The following is a 25,117-nucleotide window of genomic DNA, read 5'->3' on the forward strand; positions in this document are numbered from 1 at the left end:
CTGGATGAATTGCGCCTGACGCCCAGCGCCCGGCCGCCTCATCGCGGTACGCCGCAGGTGTCGGCAAGGGACCGTCTGGCGATGGTCGAATGCGCGGTGGCCGGCGTGGCACCGTTGGTGGTGGACGCCCGCGAATTGCAGCGGGACAAACCGTCCTACACTATCGACACCCTGGAGCTGATGCGCGCCGAATTGGCGGCTCAGGACCAGGTTTTTCTACTTTTGGGCTGGGACGCATTTTGCGGCCTGCCCACTTGGCACCGCTGGGAAGAGTTACTCCAGCATTGCCACATCCTGGTGCTGCAACGCCCGGATGCCGACAGCGAACCGCCGGATGCCTTGCGCAACCTGCTGGCGGCGCGCTCGGTGAGCGACCCGCTGGCCCTCAAAGGGCCGAGCGGACAGATTGCATTCGTCTGGCAGACACCGCTCGCGGTATCCGCCACCCAGATCCGTCAACTGCTGGCCAGCGGTAAGTCGGTACGTTTCCTGGTGCCCGACGCGGTCCTGGCCTACATCGATGCGCACGGACTCTACCGTGCGTCGAACTGAAAAAGGGCAAGCTTCAAGGCACGTGATCACGTGTAGCGAAGCGCCCGAACATACGAGCAAAACGAGTTTTATATGACTGACAAAGACGTAGCTAAAGTAAAGCGCAAAGGCACATTCAAGAGCGCCCCTCTGCCAGTAGAGGCTCCAACCGGGCCGGAGCTGCGCGGTGAAGAGCTGGTCAAGGTTGCCGTTGCAGCCCTGGAAGATGTGAAGGGCCAGGATATCCAGGTCATCGACGTTCGTGAAAAGCAAAGCATCACCGACTTCATGATCATCGCGACCGGTACATCGAACCGCCAGATCGGTGCGATGCTGGACAAGGTCCGCGAAGCCGTCAAAGCCCTGGGCGTTAAGCCATTGGGTGAAGAAGGCAAGGGCGACAGCGACTGGGTGTTGCTGGATATGGACGACGTCATCGTGCACATGATGACCGCCTCGGCACGTCAGTTCTACGACCTGGAACGCCTGTGGGCCGGTGCCGAGCAAAGCCGTTCGGCCAGCGCTGCGCACCACAGCCCAGAGAACACCCATGAGCATTTCACCAAGCTCAATAAAGACCAGCAATAATAAGGGACCGCTGTGCGACTGCGACTGATCGCCGTCGGTTCACGCATGCCCAAATGGGTGGAGGAAGGCTGGCATGAATATGCCAAGCGCCTTCCATCCGAGCTGGCGCTGGAACTGGTGGAAATACCGCTCAATACCCGTGGCAAGAACGCCGACGTGGCACGCTTCATCCGTCAGGAAGGCGAAGCCATGCTGGCTAAAGTCGGTCCGAACGAGCGGATTGTCACTCTTGAAGTCCACGGCAAGCCCTGGAGTACCGAGCAGTTGGCGGTCGAACTCGATCGCTGGCGGCTGGACTCGCGCACGGTGAACTTCATGGTCGGCGGCCCCGAAGGGCTGGCGCCGGAAGTCTGTGCCCGGGCGGATCAGCGCTGGTCGCTCTCGCCGTTAACCCTGCCGCACCCACTGGTGCGGATCCTGATCGGCGAACAGCTGTATCGTGCCTGGACAGTGCTGTCCGGCCACCCTTACCACAAGTAGCTTTGCCCTCATGCCCCAGCCGATCCGCATCAAGGACCACGAAAAAGACGCCCGTCTGGTGCGTGGCCGCGTCGTGTTCGGGGCAATTGCGGTAGTGACGCTGATCTGTGTGCTGATCGCGCGGCTGTATTTCCTGCAGGTGATTCAGTACGAGTATCACTCGACCTTGTCGGAAAACAATCGGGTGCATGTGCAGCCAATCCCACCCACGCGCGGGTTGATCTTCGACCGCAATGGCGTAGTTATAGCCGACAACCGGCCCAGCTTCAGCTTGAGTATGACCCGCGAGCGTTCCGGCGACTGGCAGCAGGTGCTCGATGTGATCGTCGAAGTGCTGGAGCTGACTCCGGAAGACCGGGTGATCTTCGAGAAGCGCATGAAGCAGGGGCGCCGGCCGTTCGAGCCGGTGCCGATCCTGTTTGAGCTTTCGGAAGAACAGATCGCCCGGATCGCGGTAAACCAGTTCCGCCTGCCAGGGGTGGAAGTGGTTGCGCAACTGGTGCGTCACTACCCGCAGGGCTCGCACTTCGCGCACTCGGTGGGGTATATGGGGCGGATCAACGAGAAAGAGCTGAAATCCCTCGATCCGGTCAACTACAGCGGCACCCATCATATAGGCAAGACCGGTATCGAACGATTCTACGAGCCCGCGCTGCACGGCCAGGTGGGTTACGAAGAAGTCGAAACCAACGCGCGAGGCCGCGTACTGCGGGTGCTCAAGCGTACCGATCCGATTCCCGGCAAGGACATCGTCCTGAGCCTGGACATCAAATTGCAGGAGGCTGCCGAAGCGGCGCTCGGCGGACGGCGTGGCGCCGTGGTGGCGTTGGACCCGGCCACCGGCGAGGTTCTGGCGATGGTCAGCCAGCCGAGCTTTGACCCTAACCTGTTCGTCACCGGCATCAGCTTCAAGGCCTACGCCGAGCTGCGCGATTCCATTGACCGGCCGCTGTTCAACCGCGTGTTGCGCGGTCTGTATCCGCCGGGCTCGACTATCAAGCCTGCCGTGGCCATTGCCGGGCTGGACTCGGGCGTGGTGACCGCATCGACCCGGGTTTTCGATCCGGGTTATTACCAGCTGCCAAACTACGACCACAAATACCGCAACTGGAACCGCTCCGGCGACGGCTTCGTCGACCTGGATACGGCAATCATGCGGTCCAACGACACCTACTTCTACGACCTGGCCCACAAGCTGGGGATCGATCGGCTGTCCGCGTACATGGGCAAGTTCGGCATCGGCCAGAAGGTCTCGCTGGACATGTTCGAAGAGTCGCCGGGGCTGATGCCGTCCCGCGAGTGGAAGCGCGCCACCCGCCGTCAGGCCTGGTTCCCTGGCGAGACACTGATCCTGGGGATTGGCCAGGGGTACATGCAGTCGACACCTCTGCAACTGGCGCAAGCCACGGCGCTGGTGGCGAACAAAGGTGTCTGGAATCGGCCGCACCTGGCCATGACGGTCGAAGGCGAGAGGCCCAAGGACGAGAACCCGATGCCGGATATTATCCTGCGCGATCCGTCGGACTGGGCCAAGGTCAACCACGGCATGCAGCAGGTGATGCACGGCGCCCGGGGCACCGCGCGCAAGGCGGCCATCGGTGCGCAATATCGGATTGCCGGCAAAAGTGGTACGGCCCAGGTGGTCGCGATCAAGCAAGGCGAGAAGTACGACCGCTCCAAGGTTCAGGAGCGTCACCGCGACCACGCCTTGTTCGTTGGCTTCGCGCCAGCCGATAACCCGAAAATCGTCGTGTCGGTAATGGTCGAGAACGGCGAGTCCGGTTCTGGCGTTGCCGCACCTGTGGTCCGCCAGGTCATGGACGCCTGGCTCCTTGGCCAGGACGGTCGGCTGAAAGCCGAGTACGCCAGTCCTATCAGTGCGGAGGCTACGGCCCGTGAAGAGTAATTTCGATCGCATCCTCTCCAGCGAAGATGTGATGCGTCGCCGTGCGACGCTGTTGCAACGCATGCATATCGACGGTCCATTGCTGATCCTGCTGCTGACCCTCGCTGCCGGCAGTCTGTTCGTTCTGTATTCGGCCAGCGGCAAGAGCTGGGATTTGCTGGCCAAGCAGGCCACGTCGTTCGGCATCGGACTGGTGTCGATGGTCGTCATCGCTCAGTTCGAACCGCGTTTCATGGCTCGCTGGGTGCCGGTGGGTTATGTGTTGGGTGTGCTGTTGCTGCTGGTGGTCGACATCATGGGCCACAACGCCATGGGTGCCACGCGCTGGATCAACATCCCCGGGGTCATCCGCTTCCAGCCTTCGGAGTTCATGAAGATCCTGATGCCGGCGACCATCGCCTGGTACCTGTCCAAGCGCACCTTGCCGCCGCAGCTCAAGCATGTGGGCGTCAGCCTGTTCCTGATCGGCTTGCCGTTCATCCTGATCGTGCGCCAGCCCGATCTCGGCACTTCATTGCTGATTCTGGCGGGGGGCGCCTTCGTGTTGTTCATGGGAGGCCTGCGCTGGCGCTGGATCCTCAGCGTGCTGGCTGCCGCCGTGCCGGTATCTATCGCCATGTGGTACTTCGTGATGCACGATTACCAGAAACAACGCGTCCTGACCTTCCTCGACCCAGAAAGCGATCCGCTGGGCACTGGCTGGAACATTATTCAGTCCAAAGCCGCTATCGGTTCCGGCGGCGTGTTCGGCAAGGGCTGGCTGCTGGGCACCCAGTCGCACCTGGATTTCCTTCCGGAAAGCCACACTGACTTCATTATTGCGGTATTGGGTGAAGAGTTCGGTCTGGTGGGCATCTGTGCGCTGCTGCTGATCTACCTGTTGCTGATCGGCCGTGGCCTGGTGATTACTGCCCAAGCCCAGACATTGTTCGGAAAATTGCTCGCCGGAGCGCTGACCATGACGTTTTTTGTTTACGTTTTCGTCAACATCGGTATGGTCAGTGGCCTGTTGCCGGTTGTGGGGGTGCCGTTGCCGTTTATTAGCTACGGAGGAACTTCGCTGGTAACGCTGCTGTCAGCGTTTGGGGTTTTGATGTCGATCCATACCCATCGTAAGTGGATCGCGCAAGTTTGAATAAGGTGAAGATTTCAATGCAAGAAATGCGTGGCTGGGCGACTCGATACGCGCCGTGGGTCGGCCTGGTGAGCATCCTTGGCACAGCGCAGCAAGCGCTGGCCGGCGATTACGAAGGCACACCGCAGGTTGCCGCGTTCGTCGGTGAAATGACCCGCGACTACGGTTTCGCCGGTGAGCAGCTGATGGGCGTATTCCGCGAAGCCGAGCGCAAGCAGTCGATTCTGGACGCGATCTCGAAACCTGCCGAGCGGGTCAAGCAGTGGAACGAATATCGCCCGATGTTCATTTCCGACGCGCGCATTGCCCGTGGTGTGGACTTCTGGCGTCAGCACGAGGCAGTACTGGCGCGTGCCGAGCAGGAATACGGGGTTCCGGCACAGATGATCGTGTCGATTATTGGCGTTGAGACCTTTTTCGGCCGTAATACCGGTAATTTCCGGGTGATCGATGCCTTGTCCACCCTGGGTTTCGACTATCCTCCGCGTGCCGAATTCTTCCGCAAGGAGTTGCGCGAGTTTCTTCTGCTGGCTCGGGAAGAGCAGGTCGATCCACTGACTCTCAAGGGTTCTTACGCCGGGGCGATGGGGCTGCCGCAGTTCATGCCCAGCAGTTTTCGCGCCTATGCAGTGGATTTCGACGGTGACGGCCACATCAATATCTGGACCAACCCGGACGATGCCATCGGCAGTGTCGCCAGTTATTTCAAGCGTCACGGCTGGGTGGCCGGAGAGCCGGTGGTCAGTCGCGCCGACGTGCGTGGCGACCAGGTGGACGAAGGTTTGACCACCGGCATCGAGCCAGCTAAAACCGTCGGGGAGTTGCGAGCCTTGGGGTGGTCGAGTCATGATGCGCTGCGCGATGATATGCCGGTCACGGCTTTTCGCCTGGAAGGTGACAAAGGTCCTGAATACTGGATGGGCCTGAAGAATTTTTACGCGATCACGCGTTATAACCGCAGCGTGATGTATGCCATGGCCGTACATCAACTGTCTGAACAGCTGGTCCAAGCACGGGGCGTCAAGTAATGCGGGCATTGCCTATGAATAAACCCCTGAAGCTGATGGCTTTCGGTGCCTTGGCGGTGCTGGTCGCCAGTTGTTCGACCAGCCGCTCACCTGCACAAAAGCCTGCTACTTCGGCCGTGCGCAGCATGCCGGGGCTGGACATCAACCGCGCTCACAAAGACGGCGCGCCCTGGTGGGATGTCGACGTATCGCGCATTCCGGATGCCACGCCGACCCTGCACACCGGCCCTTACAAAGCCAACCCCTACACTGTGCTGGGCAAGACCTACTTTCCGCTGCAGGAGTCCAAGACCTACGTGGCCTCTGGTACGGCGTCCTGGTACGGCACCAAGTTCCATGGCCAGAACACCGCTAACGGTGAAGTCTATGACTTGTACGGCATGAGTGCCGCCCACAAGACCTTGCCACTGCCAAGTTACGTTCGGGTGACCAACCTGGACAACAACAAAACGGTTGTGCTGCGAGTCAACGATCGTGGGCCGTTCTACTCCGACCGGATCATCGACCTGTCCTACGCGGCGGCCAAGAAGCTTGGCTATGCCGAAACCGGTACCGCGCATGTCAAGGTCGAGGGTATCGACCCGCAACAATGGTGGGCGGCCAAAGGTCGTCCGGCGCCGTTGATGCTCAATGAACCCCAGATCGCCCAGAACAAGGCACCGGTCATCACGGCTTCGGCCGGCACGGTCGAGCAATGGACTCCGCCACCGCAGCAACACGCGGCGACCGTGGTGCCGGTGCAGATCGATGCAAAAAAAAACGCTTCTGTACCAGCCTCTGGCCAGTATCTGCAGGTGGGCGCGTTCGCCAACCCGGACGCTGCAGAGCTCTTGAGGGCGAAGTTGAGCGCAATGGTGAGCGCCCCGGTGTTCATCAGTTCGATCGTGCGTAATCAGCAGACCCTGCATCGGGTGCGCCTGGGGCCGATGGGCTCGCCGGGTGAAATCCAGCAGGTGCAGAACAGCGTGCGATTGGCCAATCTCGGTTTGCCGAGTGTGGTCACTGCCGAGTAACACGTAGTACTTGATTGAGGGTTCACTTGCGATTTGGGGGGTGAACCTGGTTGTTGGCTCAATGAAGAACAAAAGCCCGGCAAGGGTTATGAGTGAACAACTAAACACGCGATGACCCGTTAGAAGGTCATCTGATTAGTTTTGCCCTTGGGCAGTTTCCATTAGCGATTTCGAGAGACGGATGAACATCACCACCTTTGCCAAACGCCTTTGCCTGCTAGTCCCGCTGCTTCTCTCGCCTGCCGCTTTCGCGGTCGAGATGATGCCGTCGCCACCACAACTGGCAGCTAAATCCTACGTGCTCATGGACGCCAGCAGCGGCAACGTGCTGGTCGAGAATAACGGTGACCAGCGTCTGCCTCCGGCCAGCCTGACCAAGCTGATGACCGCTTATATCGCGACCCTGGAAATTCGTCGTGGCCAGATCGGCGAGAACGATCCAGTGACTGTCAGTGAAAACGCCTGGCGCACCGGCGGTTCGCGGATGTTCATCAAGGTCGGCTCCCAAGTAACTGTCAGCGACCTGTTGCACGGCATTATCATCCAGTCGGGTAACGACGCCAGTGTTGCGCTCTCCGAGCACATCGCCGGCAGCGAAGACGCCTTCGCCGACATGATGAATAAAACCGTGGCTGACCTGGGTATGACCAACAGTCACTTCATGAACCCGACTGGCCTGCCGAACCCGGAACACTACTCGTCGGCTCACGACATGGCAGTGCTGGCTCGCGCAATCATCCACGAAGATCCGGCGCACTACGCGATCTACTCGCAGAAGGAGTTTTTCTGGAACGGCATCAAGCAACCGAACCGTAACCTGCTGCTGTGGCGCGACAAGACGGTGGATGGCCTGAAAACGGGTCACACCGAGGAAGCCGGCTACTGCATGGTGTCTTCGGCTGTACGTGATGGCATGCGCCTGATCGCCGTAGTATTCGGCACCAACAGTGAAGTGGCTCGCGCTTCCGAGACCCAGAAACTGCTGACTTACGGTTTCCGTTTCTTCGAAACCCAGACCTTCTATCAGAAAGGTGCCGAACTGGCTCAGGCTCCTGTCTGGAAAGGCACCACCAACCAGGTGAAGGCCGGCCTGGCTGAAGACCTGACAATGACCCTGCCTAAAGGCCAGCTGAAAAAGCTCGCCGCCAGCATGATCATGAACCCGCAACTGATTGCGCCAATCGCTAAAGGCGACGTAATCGGTAAAGTCGAAGTGAAACTGGACGACAAGGTTGTGCACAGCGCTGACCTGATCGCACTGGACGCTGTCGACGAGGGTGGTATCTTCCGTCGCATGTGGGATAGCATCCGTCTATTCTTCTACGGCTTGTTCAACTGATTTAGTGTGGACCTGCATGGCCCCGTTCCAATCCGGTGCGGGGCCATGTTCGTTACCACGGCTTACGCTCACGAGGCCGTTACGCCATGACCGATACCGAAGTAAAGGCGCCAAAAATCGAATTCCCCTGCGCGGATTATCCTATTAAGGTAATCGGCGATACCGGCGTGGGTTTCAAGGACAAGATCATCGCGATCCTTGAGAAGCACGCCACCGTTGACCTCAAGACGTTCGCCGAACGCCAGAGCACCAACGGCAAGTACACCACCATCCAGCTGCACATCATCGCTACCGGTCAAGAGCAGCTGTACGACATCAACAGCGAGTTGCGCGCAACCGGTTTCGTGCACATGGTGCTGTGATGCCTGGCACGCTGGGCTTCCGCGAGCTCGGCCAGATGGCTTACGAGCCGGTCTGGCATGCCATGCAACGATTTACCAACGAACGTGGCAGCGATGCCGCAGACGAGATCTGGCTGGTCGAGCACCCACCGGTGTTCACCCAGGGGCAGGCCGGCAAGGCCGAACATCTGCTGCTGCCGGGGGATATCCCGGTGGTGCAGGTCGATCGCGGCGGTCAGGTGACCTATCACGGGCCCGGGCAGTTGGTCGCCTACCTGCTGCTTGATGTGCGCAAGCTCGGTTTTGGTGTGCGTGACCTGGTCACCCGCATGGAGCATTGCCTGATCGAGTTGCTGGCGAGTTATGGCGTTACCGCTGCCGCCAAGCCGGATGCGCCGGGTGTGTATGTCAACGGGGCGAAAATTGCCTCTCTGGGTTTGCGTATTCGCCACGGCTGTTCTTTTCATGGCCTGGCGCTGAACGTGGATATGAACCTGGAACCGTTTCGACGGATTAATCCCTGTGGATACGCCGGGCTGGCGATGACCCAGCTGCGCGATCACGCAGGATCGATTGAATTTGCCGAGGTAAGTGCCCGGCTGCGCGCGCAGCTCGTCAAACACCTCGACTATGCTGAGCAGACGACCCTAACGGGCGGAATCGACTGATATGACTACTGATGCAGTGCAAACCATGATCCCGACGCTGGATGTTACCGAGCGTCCGGCCCCGCGTGCCAAGGTTGAAGCCGGCGTCAAGCTGCGCGGCGCCGAGAAGGTTGCACGCATCCCGGTAAAGATCATTCCGACCACCGAACTGCCGAAGAAACCCGACTGGATCCGCGTGCGCATCCCGGTTTCCCCGGAAGTCGACCGCATCAAGGCGCTGCTGCGTAAACACAAGCTGCACAGCGTGTGCGAAGAAGCGTCCTGCCCGAACCTGGGCGAGTGCTTCTCCGGCGGTACCGCGACCTTCATGATCATGGGCGACATCTGCACTCGTCGTTGCCCGTTCTGTGACGTGGGCCACGGTCGTCCGAAGCCACTGGACGTCAATGAGCCGCAAAGCCTGGCTATCGCCATCGCCGACCTGAAACTCAAGTACGTGGTAATCACCTCCGTAGATCGCGACGATCTGCGGGACGGCGGTGCCCAGCACTTTGCCGATTGCATCCGGGAAATTCGCAAGCTGTCGCCAAACGTGCAGCTCGAAACCCTGGTCCCGGATTACCGTGGCCGCATGGACGTGGCTCTGGAAATCACTGCCGCCGAGCCGCCTGATGTGTTCAACCACAATCTGGAAACCGTGCCGCGCCTTTACAAGGCTGCGCGTCCGGGCTCGGACTACCAGTGGTCGCTGACCCTGCTGCAACGTTTCAAGCAGATGATGCCGCACATTCCGACCAAGTCCGGCCTGATGCTGGGCTTGGGTGAAACCGATGAAGAAGTCATCGAAGTGATGAAGCGCATGCGCGAACATGACATCGACATGCTGACGCTTGGCCAGTACCTGCAACCGTCTCGCAGCCACTTGCCGGTCCAGCGCTTCGTGCACCCGGACACCTTCGCCTGGTTCGCCGAGGAAGGTTACAAGATGGGCTTCAAGAACGTCGCATCCGGCCCGCTGGTCCGCTCCTCGTATCACGCCGACGAGCAGGCCAAGCTAGTCAAGGCCGAGCTGATGTCGTCCTGATCAACTGCTGGTAAAACAGCCCGCAAGGCTTATCCGGCTTGCGGGCTGTTTTTTGTCTAGCCTACGGCAAACAGCGCTTTTTCCTGCGGCCTGAGAGGCGCTGTCCCTCTTCTGTTTGTGCCCGTTCCTGACTACTGTGTGCCAGAAGCCTTCACACCGGGAGATTCATGGATGACTGTTAAACCAACCTGCGTTCTCAGCCCACACGTTCCCGTCCCTGCGCTGCCTGCCCAAGGCGTGATCGGCGTTATCGCTCCCGCCGGCCCCGCGTCGCTGGACACCGACAAAGCCATCGCCTGGATGCGTGCTCGCGGGTATGCGCTGCGGATCTTTCCCGGAGTCTACGAGAAGGAGGGCTACCTTGCCGGCAGCGACGAAAGGCGACTTGCAGATTTGCACGCCGCGTTTGCCGACCTGCAGGTCGATGCGATCATTTGCTTGCGTGGCGGTTACGGCACCCCGCGGTTGCTCGATCGCATCGATTTCGACCTGCTGCGCAACAATGCCAAGCCGTTCATTGGCTACAGCGACATCACCGCGCTGCACCTGGCGATCAGTCGATATGCCGGGTTTGTGACCTTTCATGGGCCGCTGCTCAATGCCGACCTGCTGGGTGACAAGAAGAGGCCGACCGAGGCTTCGTTCTTCAACATGCTCAGAGGGCAGGTGAAGGCGGGAAGTGTGCTGGCGCACCCGGTTGCCTACCCCTTGACTACGATCGAGCCAGGCATTGCCCACGGGCGCTTGCTCGGCGGCAACCTGTCGCTGATCGCTGCCACCATGGGCACGCCCTACGAAATCGATGCCGAGGGCGTCATCCTGTTTATCGAAGACATCAACGAGCCACTGTACCGGATTGACCGGTTGCTCACCCATCTGCGCCTGGCGGGCACCTTGGGCCAGCTACGCGGGGTTATGGTAGGGGATGTAGCGGGGGTGGAGACGGCTGCACTGGAGCGACTGCTCAAGCAGACTTTCGCGCCGTTGCGCATTCCGGTACTGGCGGGGTGGCGCAGTGGGCATTGTGATCCGAACCTGACGCTGCCGATGGGAGCGTTGGTGAGGCTGGATGCGGGGCGCAAGGAGTTAGTGTTGGAGCAGGATGTTGTATTCAAATAACCGGGTGATGCGAAAAAGATCGCAGCTTGCGGCCGCTCCTACAGGGGAATGCATTCCAAGGTAGGAGCGGCCGCAGGCTGCGATCTTTTGCTTTTAGCGGCTACGCAGGCCTTCCAGCAACTTCTGCGTCGGATACCCATCCGCCGGCCAACCAAACGACTGCTGGGCACTGCGAATCGCTTTGCGCGTATTGGCGCCGATGATGCCGTCGGCGGTCCCCGCGTCATAATTCTGCGCGCTCAACAGGCTTTGCAATTCAATGCGCTCGGTACGACTCAGCGGCCTGTCATCTTTGGGCCATGTACCACTGATCAGGCCGCCGCCGCTGAAACGTTCGGACAGCAGGCTCACGGCCAGGGCGTAGGACGAAGAATTGTTGTACTTGAGAATCGCACGGAAGTTATCCAGCACCAGAAAGGCCGGGCCACGGTAGCCCGCTGGCAGCAGCAGGGCGGCAGACAGTTGCTCTGACCCCGCTGCAACCTTGGCGCCACCCGGCAGGGTTACGCCCAGCTGCCGCCATTCGGCAACAGTCTTGCGAGTCGTGCCGTCGGCCAGGACGTAGTTGAAGCCACTCGGTAGCTGCACTTCGAAGCCCCAGGGCTGGCCCTTCTGCCAACCCGAACTTTGCAGGTAGTGCGCGGTGGATGCCAGCGCATCGGCCGGGCTGCCCCAGATATCGCGGCGCCCGTCGCCATCGAAGTCCACGGCGTGGGTGTTGTAGGTGGTGGGGATAAACTGGGTCTGGCCCATTGCGCCGGCCCAGGATCCGAGCATCTTCTCGGGTTCGATATCACCCTGTTGCAGGATTTGCAGTGCGGCAATCAGCTGCGCCTGGGCAAAGCCAGGACGGCGACCTTCGTAGGCCAGGGTCGCCAGGGAGTTGATGACCGACTTGCTGCCCTGGAACTGTCCGAAGTTGCTTTCCATGCCCCAGACGGATACCAGTGCCTGACGGTCAACCCCGTAGCGCTGTTCGATGCTTTGCAGGATGTCGGCGTACTGGTTGACCAATGCCTGGCCCTTGCGCACCCGCAGAGGCGATAGCGCACCATCGAGGTATTCCCACACCGGGCGCGAAAATTCCGGCTGGCTGCGGTCAGCGCGAATGACACTGGGGTCCAGGCTGACATTGGCGAAGGCGCGATCGAACAGGTCAGCACGGATGCCGGCAGCGAGTGCTTCCTTGCGGAAACCGGCCTGCCATTCGGCAAACGTCTGCGTGGGCTGGATATCGAGATTTTCACCGGTCGGAACCACTGGCGGAATGACCGCAGGGGCTGTTGCGACAGGGAGGGTCTTAAGGGGTTGAGCGTCGGCGGCGGTGGGTTTTTCCGCGCAAGCGACAAGCAGAACGAGGCTGGAGGCAGCTAGCAGTTGGCGCAGTGGCCAACGACGGGAAAGACTAAGGGGCATGCACAGGTCCAGGGGAAAACGAATCAGGTGCAGACCTTAACATGTTGAGCGATTGGTTGCCTTTCAGGCCGCCAGAAAGTAAGAAGCCTCCCAGCTATTAGACTGGAAGGCTTCGCGGCGGTAGCTGCCTTTGCCCTTGCCGGCGCGTTCCTGACGGCTGCGGAACAGTGGCTGGGCGATGATGGATTTGGCTTTGTTCGGGCCATTTTTAGATGGCTTTTTGCTCATGGCTGGATCTCGCAAGTGAGTGGGTTTTGCGGGGCAAATCATCGGCCGAAGTTGGGCATCTGTCCATAGGGCGAATGCGGGTCAATTTGCAGGATGAAAAGATCAAAAGATCGCAGCCTTACTCGGCGGGCAACATCAATCTTTGGCCGGCCATCAACAACGACAAGCGACTCAGGCTCATCCACGGCGAACCGGCAGCCTGACCCTTGATCTGCGCATCAATGCGTTGCGCTTCCAGCAGCAACTGCGCCCAGCGAGGCGCTGAGTAGCGTTGCAGGGCCTTGCTCATCAGCGGTTTGCGCTTGTCCCAAACCGGCGGCCGGGCCGAGCTGAAAGCCTTGTCCAGTGGTATGCCCTGGCTGTATTGCAGCGACAGGTTGGCCAGCAAGCGCAGTTCCCGAGCCAGGGCCCAGAGGATGACCGGCGGCTCGACGCCTTCGCCGCGCAGTCCTTCGAGCATTCGCAGGGCATGGGCCGCTTCGCCGTTGAGGATTGCGTCGGTCAGGCCGAAGACGTCGAAGCGTGCGCTGTCGGCCACCGCCGCTTGCACGGTTTCCACGGTGATCTGGCCACCCTCGGCCATCAGCTTGAGCTTTTCGATTTCCTGGGCGGCAGCCAGGAGGTTGCCTTCGACCCGTGCGGCAATCAGTTCGACCGCGTCCTGGCTGGCGGAAAGGCCGGCCTGCGACAGGCGCTGGCGGATCCAACTGGGCAACTGGTTGGCATCCACCGGCCAGATCTGCACGAACTGAGTATGCTGGCCTTCGACCAGCGCCTTGCCCCACTTGGTTTTCTGCGCGCTGCCGTCCAGTTTGGGCAGGCTGATCAGCAATATCGTATCTTCGGCAGGTCGCGAGCAATATTCGATGAACGCGGCAGCACCTTTGTCGCCGGGTTTGCCGGACGGCAGGCGCAGTTCCAGCAAGCGCTTTTCCGCAAACAACGACATGCTGGCGCCGGCCTGCAGCAAGGTGCCCCAGTCGAAACTGGCGTCGGCGGAGAATACCTGGCGTTCGTCAAAACCCTGTTGGCGGGCCGCAGCGCGGATGGCGTCGGCGGCTTCCTGGCACAGTAGCGGGTCGTCGCCGCTGATGATGTAGACGGGCGCGAGGCTGCCTTGCAGGTGTTTGGCGAGTTGGGCGGGGGCGAGTTTCATGGGAAAGGGCGAGCGGGGCGCCAAGGCGCCCCGCAGGTCTTACTGCTGCGGCAGTTCAATAGGCGACTGGCGCGGTGTTTGCGCCTCGGCTTTCTGCGCCGCTTCCAGTGCTGCGGCCTCAGCTTGGGCCTTGGCGTCAGCAGTCTGCTGCATCTGGTCCAGCTGGGCTGGCGTGAGCTGTTGCAGGCGCAACATCATGCGCTGTACCAGATCGCGGCGCATGTCCTTGCGCGCATCGTCGGCCTCCTGCTCGGACCCCACCAGGTTGTTGCCGTCGTGGATGAACACTTTCTGCACTTCGATCTTGTCGCTCAGCAGCCCGCGGTCACGCTGGCCACGGATATCGTACTGAAGCACGGTAGTCAGCTGATATTCGCCAGTGCGGCCGGCACCTGCATAGCTTAGGATTCGCTGGCTCTCCTGCTCGTTAGTCAGGATCAGCTTGTACGGAGCACCGGCGGCGACCTTGACGCCGCTGCTTTCGAGCATCTGGCGCATCTGGGTCACGGTGGGGCCGTAGGCGTTGCGTGCGCTCAGGTCGATTTCCTTGATCGCCAGCTCAGTCGTACCAGTACCACGCAGCTGGAAACCGCAGGCGCTCAACAGGACCGCCAGGCCCATCACCAGCAAATTGCGTTTGATCATCTTGTTGTTCCCCTTGAAACCAGGTGGGCCGACTGTGCGGCCCGAAAGGTTTTACTCGGCGCCAGGCTAGCCTGGCGCCTGAGCCAATTAGCTGGCGACGATATTGACCAGTTTCCCGGGCACTACGATCACTTTACGAATAGTCAGGCCGTCAACGAAGCGCAGCACGTTCTCGTTGGTGCGCGCAGCGGCTTCGACTTCTTCGCGAGTCGCGCTGGCTGGCATTTCTATCTGGCCACGCAACTTGCCGTTGACCTGGATGACCAGCGTCAGGCTGTCCTGCACCAGCGCGGTTTCATCCAGTACCGGCCAGCCGGCGTCGATCACGGCATCAGGGTGACCGAGCTGGTTCCACAGTTCGTGGCAGATGTGCGGAGTGATCGGAGCCAGCAGCAGCGTCACCGCTTCCAGACCTTCATGCACCAGGGCGCGATCCTGTTCGGTCACTTGCGGGGCTTTTTCCAGCACATTCATCAGCGTCATCACCTGGGCGATGGCAGTGTTGAATTTGTGGTTCTGGCCAACGTCGTGGCTGGCCTGCTTGATGGCCAGGTGGATCGAGCGGCGGATGGCTTTCTGGTCGTCGTTGAGGCTTGCGACGTCCAGTTTGCCCGGCAGGCCTTGAGTGACGTGGCTTTGGGCCAAGCGCCAGACGCGCTTGAGGAAACGGTGCGAACCTTCCACGCCAGAGTCGGACCACTCCGCGCTCATGTCGGGTGGCGATGCGAACATCATGAACAGGCGGCAAGTGTCTGCGCCGAACTGGTCAATCATGGACTGTGGATCGACGCCGTTGTTTTTCGACTTGGCCATCTTCTCGGTGCCGCCGATTTCCACCGGCAGGCCGTCTGCGATCAGCTTGGCGCTGATAACCTTGGCCTTGCTGTCACGCTCGAGTTCGACGTCCGCGGGGTTGAACCAGGTGTAGGCACCGTTGGCTTCGCGACGATAGTAAGTCTCGGCGATCACCATGCCCTGGGTCAGCAGGTTCTTGAATGGTTCGTTGGAGCTCACCAGGCCTTCGTCACGCATCAGCTTGTGGAAGAAGCGCGCGTAAAGCAGGTGAAGAATCGCGTGCTCGATACCGCCGATGTACTGATCCACCGGCAACCAGTGGTCAGCTGCGGATTTCTCTACCAGGCCGCCTTCATAGTGCGGCGACGCGTAGCGGGCGTAGTACCACGAGGACTCGACGAAGGTGTCCATGGTGTCGGTTTCACGCTTGGCCGGCTGGCCGCATTTCGGGCAGCTGCACTCGTAGAACTCGGGCATGCGCGCCAGAGGTGAACCCGCACCGTCCGGAACCACGTCTTCTGGCAGTATGACAGGCAATTGGTCTTCCGGAACCGGTACGTCACCGCAGGCATCGCAGTGGATGATCGGGATCGGGCAGCCCCAGTAGCGCTGACGGCTGATGCCCCAGTCACGCAGGCGGAACTGGGTGCGCGAGGCACCGAGGTTCTTCTTGATCAGCGCGACTTCGATGGCGTCAAACGCGCCAGGGAAGTCCAGGCCATCGAACTCGCCGGAATTGATCAGCGTGCCATGCTCGCCGTATGCATCCTGCCATGGCGCCGGGTTGGTTTCGCCAGAACTGGTGCGCACCACGGACTTGATGGGCAGGTTGTACTTGGTGGCGAATTCGAAATCGCGTTCGTCGTGCGCCGGAACAGCCATGACCGCGCCGTCGCCGTAGTGCATCAGCACGTAGTTGGCGACCCATACCGGGAGTTTCTCACCGGTCAGTGGGTGTTCGACGAACAGCGAGGTCGGCAGACCTTTTTTCTCCTGGGTGGCGACGTCGGCTTCGGCCACGCTGCCGCCTTTGCATTCGGCGATGAACGCCTGCAGCTCAGGGTTGTTCTTTGCGGCCAGGGTCGCCAACGGGTGTTCGGCGGCCACGGCCACGTATGTCGCGCCCATCAGGGTGTCCGGGCGCGTGGTGAAGACTTTTAACGCACCGGTTTCGCCGATGGAATCGACGCTGTACGGGAACTGTACTTCCATGCCGCGGGATTTGCCGATCCAGTTGCGCTGCATGGTCTTGACCTGTTCAGGCCAGCCAGTCAGCTCGTCAAGGCTCTCCAGCAGTTCATCCGCGTAGGCGGTGATCTTGAAGTAGTACATCGGGATTTCGCGTTTCTCGATCAGCGCGCCTGAACGCCAGCCGCGACCGTCGATCACCTGTTCGTTGGCCAGGACGGTCTGGTCGACCGGGTCCCAGTTCACGGTGCCGCTTTTCTTGTAGATCACGCCTTTTTCGAACAGGCGGGTGAACAGCCACTGTTCCCAGCGGTAGTAATCGGGCTTGCAGGTGGTCACTTCACGGGACCAGTCCACCGCCAGGCCCAGGCTACGCAGCTGGGTTTTCATGTAAGCGATGTTTTCGTAGGTCCACTTGGCGGGAGCCACGTTGTTTTTCATCGCGGCGTTTTCCGCCGGCATGCCGAAGGCGTCCCAACCCATGGGTTGCAGGACGTTCTTGCCTTGCATGCGCTGGTAGCGGGAGATCACGTCGCCGATGGTGTAGTTGCGCACGTGCCCCATGTGTAGCTTGCCGCTAGGGTAAGGGAACATCGACAGGCAATAGAATGTCTCCTTGCCTGGCTGTTCACTGACTTCAAAGGACTTTTGCTCGTCCCAGAATGACTGGGCGGCGGCTTCGATTTCACGGGGCTGATATTGTTCGTGCATGGCTACTTTTGAACTGAATAGGGGTGGCCTAATCCTCTTCGTTGCAATGCTGGACGGTGAGCGCGCCAATTTGGCGTTTCGCTGTCCAGGCGAGCTGGAAGTGGAGTTACAGGAAGCGCCGTAGCATACATGACCGCGCTCTGCCGAGGGAAACCCTGATTGCAAGCATGCGCCGCCCGATTTGCCCGGCGAGGGCCGTTGGTCGCGGCGCTCAGCCGGTTTGGGGATGGAAGCTAAGCTCTAAATGGGGAGCAAGACTTATTTTCAATGAGGTGAGGGATGGTTGAGTCACAGCAAAAAGTCACGAAACCGGAACTGTATGAACGACTGATCGATCGTCTGGGGATGGCCTTGGACGCTGCAAAAACCGCTGACCGGCTGCGCGATGAGCGCCCCCTCGAGTTGGAACTGCGTGGCCTCAGCCCCGCAGAGTTTGCGTTGGTAAAAGCGTATCTGGACCGCAGTGAACGTGAAACACACGGATACTTGTCAGAAGCAGTGAAGCAGCTTGACGCACCACGTTCGGCCAAAATCATCTGGCTCAAGGACAAGGCACCTGGCAGGGACTCGGTAAAGGTCCGGTCACTGCAATTCAAATAAGGCACAGGCCGTATTTCAGGTAATGAGAGCGTTTAGTCCTTTCGATTTAGTTGTCGCATTGCGTCAACCCTCTTAGGCTTCGGGCATCTTTGGAGATGCTCGATGCCTTTTCGTTATTTCATGAAACAACTTCTGTTGCCGCCCGGCATTCTTCTACTTTTGCTGGCCTTGGGCTGGTGGTTGCGCCGCACCCGGCCGCGACTGGCCGGGCTGTGCTTTGCGCTGGGCCTTGGGGGCTTCTGGTTGATGAGCCTGCCGATTGTCGTGCAATGGAGTGCCAATGCCCTGGAGCGCGTGCCACCGTTGACTCGTGAAGAGTGGGCAGCACTTGGCCAGCGTGCCGATGCCATCGTGGTGCTGGGTTCAGGGCGCGAGCGTGGTGATCCGGCGTGGGGGACCGATCAGCCCACAGGTATTGGTCTGGAGCGTCAACGTTATGCGGCGCGACTGGCCAAGGCATCGGGGTTGCCGGTGCTGACCAGTGGCGGGTTGCATTACGGCACGCCGCCCTCCGAAGCCAGGTTGATGGCGGATTCGATGCTTGACGATTTCGGGGTGACCGTACGCTGGCAGGAAGGACTCAGCCGCACCACTTGGGAGAACGCACAAATGAGCGCAAGCATGTTGCTGCCCCAGGGGATCAAACGCGTGGTGGTTGTGACCCAGGCTGCTCACATGCCGCGGTCGGTCTGGAGTTTCCAGAAAGCCGGATTTGAGGTGGTGCCTGCGCCGGTGGGGTTTCTCGGTGGGGATAATGCGCGACCGTTGGGTGGCTGGATGCCGGAGTTCAAGTCGATCTGGCAGAGCGGGCAGTTGATGAACGAGGCGGTAGGGCAGGTGGGGTATTTGATGTTTTATCGATAAACCATGCTTAGGCATTCCGCACTCTCTATAGGAGCGAGCTTGCTCGCGAAAAACTTAAAGACACCGCGTTCATTCAGAATGCCCGCGTCATCGTTAACGTCCATCGCGAGCGAGCTCGCTCCTACAGAGAATTAAACGGTTTTAGCCATCCGGTTGGCCACCAGCGCCCAGCCAAACAAGAATATACAAACTACGATCAGCGGCCACGAACGCCATTGCAGGTAGGGCGTCAGGTTATGCATCGGTACCACTTCGCCATACAGGATGCCGCGCTCGAACTGCGGAATCTGCGCGGTAATCTGGCCAAATGGGTTGATCAGGCCGGTCACGCCGTTGTTGGTCGCGCGAATCATCCAGCGACCGGCCTCCAGTGCGCGCATCTGCGCCATCTGCAGGTGTTGCAATGGACCGATGGACGTACCGAACCACGTGTCGTTGCTGATCGTCAGCAGTAGGTCGCTGCGCGCCGAAAGGCCGGCAGCAAAGTCTGGATACACCACTTCGTAGCAGATGAACGGAGCAATCTGATAACCCTTGGCTTGCAACAACGGCTGATCGGCCGGACCGCGGGCGAAGTCGGACATTGGCAGGTCGAAGAACGCGATCAGCCCACGCAGGATATCCTGCAGCGGCACGTATTCGCCAAACGGCACGAGTTTTTGCTTGAGGTAGGTCCCGTCGCCTTCACCAACCACGGTAATGCCATTGTAAAAGCGTTTCTGGTGGTGAACTTCCTGACGGATCGGCACGCCGGTGATCAGCGCGGCACCACGCTCGGCAGCGAACTGTCCCATCATGTTCAAGTAGCCTTCGGCGGATTCCTTGAGCACCGGTACTGCGGTTTCCGGCCAGATCAGCAGGTCGACCCGCTTGGAGCTGAGACTCATGTCGCGGTACAGGGCAAGCTGAGCGTTCAGCTGCGCCGGGTCCCACTTCATGCTCTGTTCGACGTTGCCCTGGATCGCGGCAACACTCAGCGGCGCGCCTGACGGGCTGGTCCAGGCGTGTTCCTTGAGTGCAATGGCCACCACCCACGGACCGACCAGCAGCAATGCGCCAGCAGCAATAAAACCTTTGCGTCCACTGCGCACCAGGCGCAGGCCGTTATAGATAAGCGCTGCCGTGAGGGCGAGGATAAAGGAAATCAGCCACATGCCGCCCATAGGCGCGAGCCCGGCCAGAGGCCCGTCGAGCTGGCTGTAACCGGAGTAGAGCCAGGGGAACCCGGTGAGGAACCATCCCCGAAAGGCTTCCTGGCCGACCCACAGTGCGGCGAATGCCAAGGCGTCCGCCAGGGGCGCCTCATTACGGCGCAGCCAGCGCGCCCAGATCCACGCGGGCAGGGCGAAGAACCAGGCAATCGCCGCCGTGAAGATCAACATCAGGAAGCCGGCCAACAGCACCGAGGCGCCGCCGAAGTGGTGGATGCTGTAATAGATCCAGCTGGTACCGGCGCCGAACAGGCCGAAACCGAAGCACCAGCCACGGCCCAAGGCCTGACGGGGTCCCAGTTCGCGCAAGCCGGCATAGAAGAAGCCGACCGCCAGCAATGCCAGCGGCCAGATATCGAACGGCGCCAGGGCCAGGGTGGTGAGTGCACCGGCCACCACGGCCAGCAGGTTACCGGGCCAGCCGGGGCGGGTCATACGATGCAGGGGGTGTGTCATCAGCTATTTCCTGTATCGCGCCGGGTCTGCTGTTACGCAGGGCAAGGCGCGAGGAGTGTGGTTTGGTTTTTCAAATGAGCGACGAGTAACGCAGACCTCGTAACAGCAGACCCGGCCCTTCGGGTTGCGCCTGAAAGCGGGCCATGCTGCGTTGCAGTCCTTGGAAAGGGCAAGCCATTCCCTGCGGACCGCGCCTTGCCTGGCCCGCTTTCAGGCGCAACGCGATGCAGGAAACAGCTGATGAAACACCCCAATCCTTAGCGGGCAATAGGCGTCAGGCGCAGCAGGTGAATCCGACGGCTGTCGGCGTTCAGGATGCGGAAGCGATAAGGGCCGATTTCAGTGATTTCATTGCGTTTTGGCAGGTGCCCGAACGCGCTCATCACCAGGCCGCCGACGGTGTCGAACTCATCGTCGGAAAACTCGCTGTCGAAGAACTCGTTGAAGTTCTCGATCGGCGTCAGGGCCTTGACCAGGAAGTCACCGCTGGGCAGCGGCTTGATGTAGCTGTCTTCTTCGACGTCGTGCTCGTCCTCGATGTCGCCAACGATCTGTTCCAGCACGTCTTCGATGGTCACAAGGCCCGCGACACCGCCGTATTCGTCGATCACGATGGCCATGTGGTTGTGGTTGGCGCGGAACTCGCGCAGCAGCACATTAAGGCGCTTGGACTCCGGCACGAAAGTGGCCGGGCGCAGCAGGTCCTTGATGTTGAAGCTGTCGCCGTTCTCCTTGAGGATCAACGGCAGCAGGTCCTTGGCCAGCAACACGCCCATTACGTCATCGTGGCTTTCGCCAATCACCGGGTAGCGGGAGTGGGCCGAGTCGACCACGGCAGGCAGGAACTCTCGGGGTGTCTGGGTCGCCTTGATGCTGATCATCTGCGAGCGCGGGACCATGATGTCCCGAACCTGCAGGTCAGCGACCTGAATGGCGCCTTCGACAATGGCCAGCGCTTCGCTGTCCAGCAACTTGTTCTGATGGGCATCACGCAGCAGCTCGAGGAGCTCCTGGCGGTTTTTCGGCTCGTGGGCAAAAGCCTGGGTGAGCTTACCCAGCCATGACTTCTGCCCGTTGCTCGATCGATCTTCGCTCATAGCGATTACTCTGAATCCTTTGTTGTAACGATAGGGGATGGTTCTGTTTCGTCGTCCGCGTACGGGTCCGGATGACCCAACTCGGCAAGCAACGTTCGTTCCAGCGCTTCCATTTCCTCGGCTTCGTCGTCATCTATATGGTCGTAACCCAGAAGATGCAAGCAGCCATGAATCACCAGATGTGCCCAGTGGGCTTTTAGTTCCTTGCCTTGTTCAGCAGCCTCGCGCTCGACCACTGCCACGCAGATCACCAGATCGCCCAGCAGCGGTATATCGAGGAACTCGTCAGGCACGTCGGCCGGGAACGACAGCACGTTGGTGGCGTAGTCTTTCTGCCGCCAGGTGTGGTTGAGCTCGCGAGCCTCTTCCTGGTCGACCAAGCGAATGGTTATCTCGGAATCGGCGGTGCGTTGGCGCAAGGCGAGCTCGCACCATTGGCGAAACTCGGCTTCGCTGGGAACAGGCGCTTCGGTAGCCAGTTGCAGATCAAGCTCAAGCATCGCGGCGGCTGTCCTTGGGTGCTTCGTCGGCAACACGGTTTTCAAAACGCTCGTAGGCTTCGACAATACGTTGCACCAGTGGGTGGCGCACAACGTCCTTGGGCATGAAATGGGTGAAGCTGATTCCCGGCACGTCCTTGAGCACCTCGATCACGTGGTGCAGCCCGGATTTGGTGCCTTTCGGCAGGTCGACCTGGGTAATGTCGCCCGTGATGACTGCAGTGGAACCGAAGCCGATCCGGGTGAGGAACATCTTCATCTGCTCGACGGTGGTGTTCTGGCTTTCGTCGAGAATGATGAAGCTGTTATTGAGCGTGCGACCGCGCATGTAGGCCAGCGGCGCGACTTCGATTACCTGGCGTTCGATCAACTTGGCCACGTATTCGAAGCCGAGCATTTCGTAGAGTGCGTCATACAGCGGGCGCAGGTACGGGTCGATCTTCTGCGACAGGTCGCCGGGCAGGAAGCCGAGCTTTTCGCCCGCTTCAACCGCCGGACGGACCAGCAGGATGCGGCGGATCTGCTCGCGTTCCAGCGCATCCACCGCGCAGGCAACGGCCAGATAGGTCTTGCCGGTACCGGCGGGGCCGATGCCAAAGTTGATGTCGTTGCCGAGGATTTCCTTCACATAGCGCAACTGATTCAAGCCGCGAGGGCGAATCATGCCTTTTTTGGTGCGCAGGGCGACGGAGGGCTCGGACGGGGACACGTTGTCCAGTTCTTCGACGGCCGATTCCTGCAGGAACAGGTGAACCATGTCCGGCGACAGCTCGGTACCCTTGGTTTCCCGGTACAGGCGGCGCAGCAGATTTTCCGCGGAGGTGGTGTGTTTGGGTTCGCCGATCAGCTCGAACTGGTTTCCGCGATTGCGGATCTCGATGGCCAGGCGCTGTTCGATCAAGCGCAGGTGCTCGTCGAATTGCCCGCACAGATTGGCGAAGCGGCGAGCCTCAAAGGGCTCGAGGATAAAGCGATGTGGTTCGATGGATGCGTTCAAGGTCGTATTTAGCCGCCCTGGGGCAATTAGGATGAAATCAAGGATAACGCCAGTGGGCTGGGTGCGAAAGCTCTTAAATAACCCAAGGCTGATCACCGTCCCTGTGGGAGCGAGCTTGCTCGCGATGGCGGTCTGACATTCAACATATTATTTGTCTGACCCGGCGCCATCGCGAGCAAGCTCGCTCCCGCAGGGGAATGAGGTGTTACTGGATCAGCGAGCCGCGCAACGAGTGCGGCTGGGCGGCATCGATGTGCACGTCGGCGAACTGGCCAATCAAAGTCGGATTGTCGCAACGGAAGTTGACGATCCGATTATTCTCGGTCCGCCCTTGCAACTCGCCGGGGTCTTTTTTCGAATAATCGGTGACCAGGATCCGCTGAATCGAACCGACCATTTGTCGGCTGATCTCGAAACCTTGCTGGTTCAGTCGATGTTGCAGGGCGTTCAGGCGCTCCTTCTTCAACGCTTCCGGTGTCTCGTCAGCCAGGTCGGCTGCCGGAGTGCCTGGGCGCTGGCTATAGACGAAGGAGTAGGAGAAGTCGAAGCCGACGTCCTCGATCAGCTTCATGGTCTGCTCGAAGTCTTTTTGCGTTTCGCCGGGGAAGCCCACGATAAAGTCCGAACTGATGCAAATACCCGGCACGGCTGCACGCAACTTGCGCAGCTTGGACTTGTATTCCAGTGCCGTGTGGTTGCGCTTCATCGCCGAGAGAATCCGGTCGGAACCCGATTGCACCGGTAAATGCAGGTGTTTGACCAGTTCCGGCACCTCGGCATGGGCCTGGATGAGGCTGTCAGAGAACTCCAGCGGGTGTGAAGTGGTGTAGCGGATGCGGTCGATGCCATCGACAGCGGCAACTACCCGGATCAACTCGGCCAGGTCGGCCAGGCGCGCGTCGTGAGTGGTGCCACGATAGCCATTGACGTTCTGGCCCAGCAGGGTCACCTCCCGCACGCCATTTTCGGCCAGGTGGATGATCTCGGCGATCACGTCGTCGAACGGGCGACTGACTTCTTCGCCGCGGGTGTAGGGCACCACGCAGAAGGTGCAGTACTTGCTGCAACCTTCCATGACTGACACATAGGCGCTCGGGCCATCAATGCGCGGCTCGGGCAGGTGGTCGAATTTTTCGATTTCCGGAAACGAGACGTCGACTTGCGGCAACTTGGTAGCGCGCGCGGCGTCGATCATTTCCGGCAGGCGGTGGAGGGTCTGTGGCCCGAACACCACGTCGACATAAGGCGCGCGGTCGCGGATAGCTGCGCCTTCCTGACTCGCCACGCAACCGCCGACGGCGATCACCATGTCCGGGTTGGCCAGTTTCAGTTCGCGCCAACGGCCGAGCTGGGAGTACACCCGGTCCTGGGCGCGTTCGCGGATCGAGCAGGTATTGAGCAGTATCACGTCGGCATCTTCAGCGCGTGCTGTGACTTCCAGGGCCTGGTGTTCACCCAGCAAGTCGACCATGCGCGAGCTGTCGTACTCGTTCATCTGGCAACCGTGGGTTTCGATGTAAAGCTTCTTGGCCATGGATAGAGTCATCACGTGATTCAAAGAACCGCACATTATAGGGAACATGGTCCCATGTTCCTACCGCTGTGCGTCCGGCGGCTATGCTATAGTTCGCGCCCTCATTTTTATCCCCCTATGTGTTGCTCGCCCACCATGACCAAACGTGAAGCTCCAATATACAAGGTGATTTTCCTCAACCAGGGCCAGGTGTACGAAATGTATGCCAAGCAGATCTATCAAAGCGATCTGTGGGGCTTCCTGGAAGTGGAAGAATTCGTCTTTGGCGAGCGCACGCAAGTGGTCGTCGATCCGAGCGAAGAGAAGTTGAAGGCTCAGTTCGAGGGGGTGGTGCGCAGTTTTGTGCCGATGCATTCGATTGTGCGCATCGATGAAGTCGAGCGCCTGGGTACGCCGAAAATCAGCGAAGCCCGTGGCGCGGTGGGCAATGTGATGCCGTTTCCGATGCCGATGCCTGACAAGTAAGCCTCCGAGACCGCGTCGCCCCTATCGCTGGCAAGCCAGCTCCCACAGTAGACCTGCGGTGTACACATTATTTGTGAGCGAC

General features: G+C 60.1%; 25 protein-coding genes. 15 read left to right on the forward strand and 10 right to left on the reverse strand.

All coding sequences use genetic code 11. The features are described from left to right. The 12 genes from nadD to L9059_RS27705 form a co-directional block, all read left to right on the forward strand. The coding region (gene nadD / locus L9059_RS27650) for a nicotinate-nucleotide adenylyltransferase (protein WP_247294135.1) at positions 1-552 on the forward strand (552 nt) is incomplete at its 5' end. Between the two features lie 72 nt (positions 553-624). After that, entirely contained in the window at positions 625-1,119 is a 495-nt protein-coding gene (rsfS, locus tag L9059_RS27655; protein ID WP_045062095.1) for a ribosome silencing factor, read from the forward strand. 12 nt (positions 1,120-1,131) lie between these two features. Continuing rightward, the gene (rlmH, locus tag L9059_RS27660) at positions 1,132-1,599 is read left to right on the forward strand and encodes a 23S rRNA (pseudouridine(1915)-N(3))-methyltransferase RlmH (RefSeq protein WP_003185785.1); all 468 of its coding nucleotides are present in this window, start codon (positions 1,132-1,134) and stop codon (positions 1,597-1,599) included. 10 nt (positions 1,600-1,609) lie between these two features. After that, entirely contained in the window at positions 1,610-3,505 is a 1,896-nt protein-coding gene (mrdA, locus tag L9059_RS27665) for a penicillin-binding protein 2 (RefSeq protein WP_247294136.1), read from the forward strand. 31 nt (positions 3,506-3,536) lie between these two features. Beyond that, positions 3,537-4,640 (forward strand): rod shape-determining protein RodA, encoded by a 1,104-nt coding sequence (gene rodA / locus L9059_RS27670; protein WP_247294173.1) that lies wholly within the window; start codon positions 3,537-3,539, stop codon positions 4,638-4,640. 17 nt (positions 4,641-4,657) lie between these two features. Continuing rightward, positions 4,658-5,668: a lytic murein transglycosylase B gene (gene mltB, locus L9059_RS27675; protein ID WP_247294137.1), complete on the forward strand. Its 1,011-nt coding sequence runs from the start codon at positions 4,658-4,660 to the stop codon at positions 5,666-5,668. Then, positions 5,668-6,681, forward strand: a complete 1,014-nt coding sequence (locus tag L9059_RS27680) for a septal ring lytic transglycosylase RlpA family protein (protein ID WP_247294138.1) — start codon at positions 5,668-5,670, stop codon at positions 6,679-6,681. The genes mltB and L9059_RS27680 overlap by 1 nt, the downstream gene beginning before the upstream one ends. Before the next feature lie 181 nt (positions 6,682-6,862). After that, positions 6,863-8,020, forward strand: coding sequence for a D-alanyl-D-alanine carboxypeptidase family protein (locus L9059_RS27685; RefSeq protein WP_247294139.1), 1,158 nt, complete (start codon positions 6,863-6,865; stop codon positions 8,018-8,020). Between the two features lie 86 nt (positions 8,021-8,106). Beyond that, on the forward strand, positions 8,107-8,382 hold the full coding sequence (locus L9059_RS27690) for a DUF493 domain-containing protein (protein WP_162439931.1): 276 nt from the start codon (positions 8,107-8,109) through the stop codon (positions 8,380-8,382). Continuing rightward, a complete protein-coding gene (gene lipB / locus L9059_RS27695; protein WP_247294141.1) occupies positions 8,382-9,029 on the forward strand; it encodes a lipoyl(octanoyl) transferase LipB in 648 nt (215 codons plus the stop codon). Before L9059_RS27690 ends, lipB begins: the two co-directional genes overlap by 1 nt. Before the next feature lies 1 nt (position 9,030). Further along, positions 9,031-10,053, forward strand: coding sequence for a lipoyl synthase (gene lipA / locus L9059_RS27700; RefSeq protein WP_007894397.1), 1,023 nt, complete (start codon positions 9,031-9,033; stop codon positions 10,051-10,053). 171 nt (positions 10,054-10,224) lie between these two features. Then, positions 10,225-11,172 carry a S66 peptidase family protein gene (locus tag L9059_RS27705; protein WP_247294143.1) on the forward strand — a complete coding sequence of 316 codons (948 nt, stop codon included), beginning with the start codon at positions 10,225-10,227 and terminating at the stop codon, positions 11,170-11,172. Between the two features lie 93 nt (positions 11,173-11,265). Here the strand turns inward: L9059_RS27705 and L9059_RS27710 are convergent, their stop codons facing one another. The 5 genes from L9059_RS27710 to leuS all read right to left on the reverse strand — a co-directional run bounded on the left by L9059_RS27710 (position 11,266) and on the right by leuS (position 17,311). Further along, complete coding sequence (locus L9059_RS27710) at positions 11,266-12,588, reverse strand: lytic murein transglycosylase (RefSeq protein WP_247294145.1); 1,323 nt, start codon at positions 12,586-12,588, stop codon at positions 11,266-11,268. Positions 12,589-12,651: 63 nt separating this feature from the next. Further along, complete coding sequence (gene arfA, locus L9059_RS27715; protein ID WP_094470475.1) at positions 12,652-12,816, reverse strand: alternative ribosome rescue factor ArfA; 165 nt, start codon at positions 12,814-12,816, stop codon at positions 12,652-12,654. 118 nt (positions 12,817-12,934) lie between these two features. Next, on the reverse strand, positions 12,935-13,972 hold the full coding sequence (holA, locus tag L9059_RS27720; protein WP_247294147.1) for a DNA polymerase III subunit delta: 1,038 nt from the start codon (positions 13,970-13,972) through the stop codon (positions 12,935-12,937). Between the two features lie 39 nt (positions 13,973-14,011). Then, on the reverse strand, positions 14,012-14,617 hold the full coding sequence (locus L9059_RS27725) for an LPS-assembly lipoprotein LptE (RefSeq protein ID WP_247294149.1): 606 nt from the start codon (positions 14,615-14,617) through the stop codon (positions 14,012-14,014). An 87-nt stretch (positions 14,618-14,704) separates the two neighbouring features. Then, positions 14,705-17,311 carry a leucine--tRNA ligase gene (gene leuS, locus L9059_RS27730; protein ID WP_247294150.1) on the reverse strand — a complete coding sequence of 869 codons (2,607 nt, stop codon included), beginning with the start codon at positions 17,309-17,311 and terminating at the stop codon, positions 14,705-14,707. Between the two features lie 279 nt (positions 17,312-17,590). On the opposite strand from leuS, the gene L9059_RS27735 reads away from it, so the two are divergent. Together L9059_RS27735 and L9059_RS27740 are read left to right on the forward strand one after the other, a co-directional pair. Further along, a complete protein-coding gene (locus L9059_RS27735; protein ID WP_247294152.1) occupies positions 17,591-17,911 on the forward strand; it encodes a hypothetical protein in 321 nt (106 codons plus the stop codon). Between the two features lie 102 nt (positions 17,912-18,013). Beyond that, entirely contained in the window at positions 18,014-18,775 is a 762-nt protein-coding gene (locus L9059_RS27740; RefSeq protein WP_247294154.1) for a YdcF family protein, read from the forward strand. A 131-nt stretch (positions 18,776-18,906) separates the two neighbouring features. On the opposite strand, the gene lnt is transcribed toward L9059_RS27740, so the two are convergent. From lnt to miaB, 5 genes are all read right to left on the reverse strand, one after another. Beyond that, positions 18,907-20,430: an apolipoprotein N-acyltransferase gene (gene lnt, locus L9059_RS27745; RefSeq protein ID WP_247294174.1), complete on the reverse strand. Its 1,524-nt coding sequence runs from the start codon at positions 20,428-20,430 to the stop codon at positions 18,907-18,909. A gap of 269 nt (positions 20,431-20,699) precedes the next feature. Beyond that, positions 20,700-21,539: a CorC family transporter gene (locus L9059_RS27750; protein ID WP_247294155.1), complete on the reverse strand. Its 840-nt coding sequence runs from the start codon at positions 21,537-21,539 to the stop codon at positions 20,700-20,702. A 5-nt stretch (positions 21,540-21,544) separates the two neighbouring features. Further along, positions 21,545-22,039, reverse strand: coding sequence for an rRNA maturation RNase YbeY (gene ybeY, locus L9059_RS27755; RefSeq protein WP_247294156.1), 495 nt, complete (start codon positions 22,037-22,039; stop codon positions 21,545-21,547). Further along, positions 22,032-23,036: a PhoH family protein gene (locus tag L9059_RS27760; protein WP_247294157.1), complete on the reverse strand. Its 1,005-nt coding sequence runs from the start codon at positions 23,034-23,036 to the stop codon at positions 22,032-22,034. The genes ybeY and L9059_RS27760 overlap by 8 nt, the downstream gene beginning before the upstream one ends. 205 nt (positions 23,037-23,241) lie before the next feature. Beyond that, entirely contained in the window at positions 23,242-24,570 is a 1,329-nt protein-coding gene (miaB, locus tag L9059_RS27765; RefSeq protein WP_247294158.1) for a tRNA (N6-isopentenyl adenosine(37)-C2)-methylthiotransferase MiaB, read from the reverse strand. A gap of 135 nt (positions 24,571-24,705) precedes the next feature. On the opposite strand from miaB, the gene L9059_RS27770 reads away from it, so the two are divergent. After that, on the forward strand, positions 24,706-25,035 hold the full coding sequence (locus L9059_RS27770; protein ID WP_045062075.1) for a DUF1820 family protein: 330 nt from the start codon (positions 24,706-24,708) through the stop codon (positions 25,033-25,035). The last annotated feature ends 82 nt before the right edge of the window (positions 25,036-25,117 follow it).

The sequence above is a fragment of the Pseudomonas violetae genome (genome assembly GCF_023072615.1).
GTDB lineage: Bacteria > Pseudomonadota > Gammaproteobacteria > Pseudomonadales > Pseudomonadaceae > Aquipseudomonas > Aquipseudomonas violetae.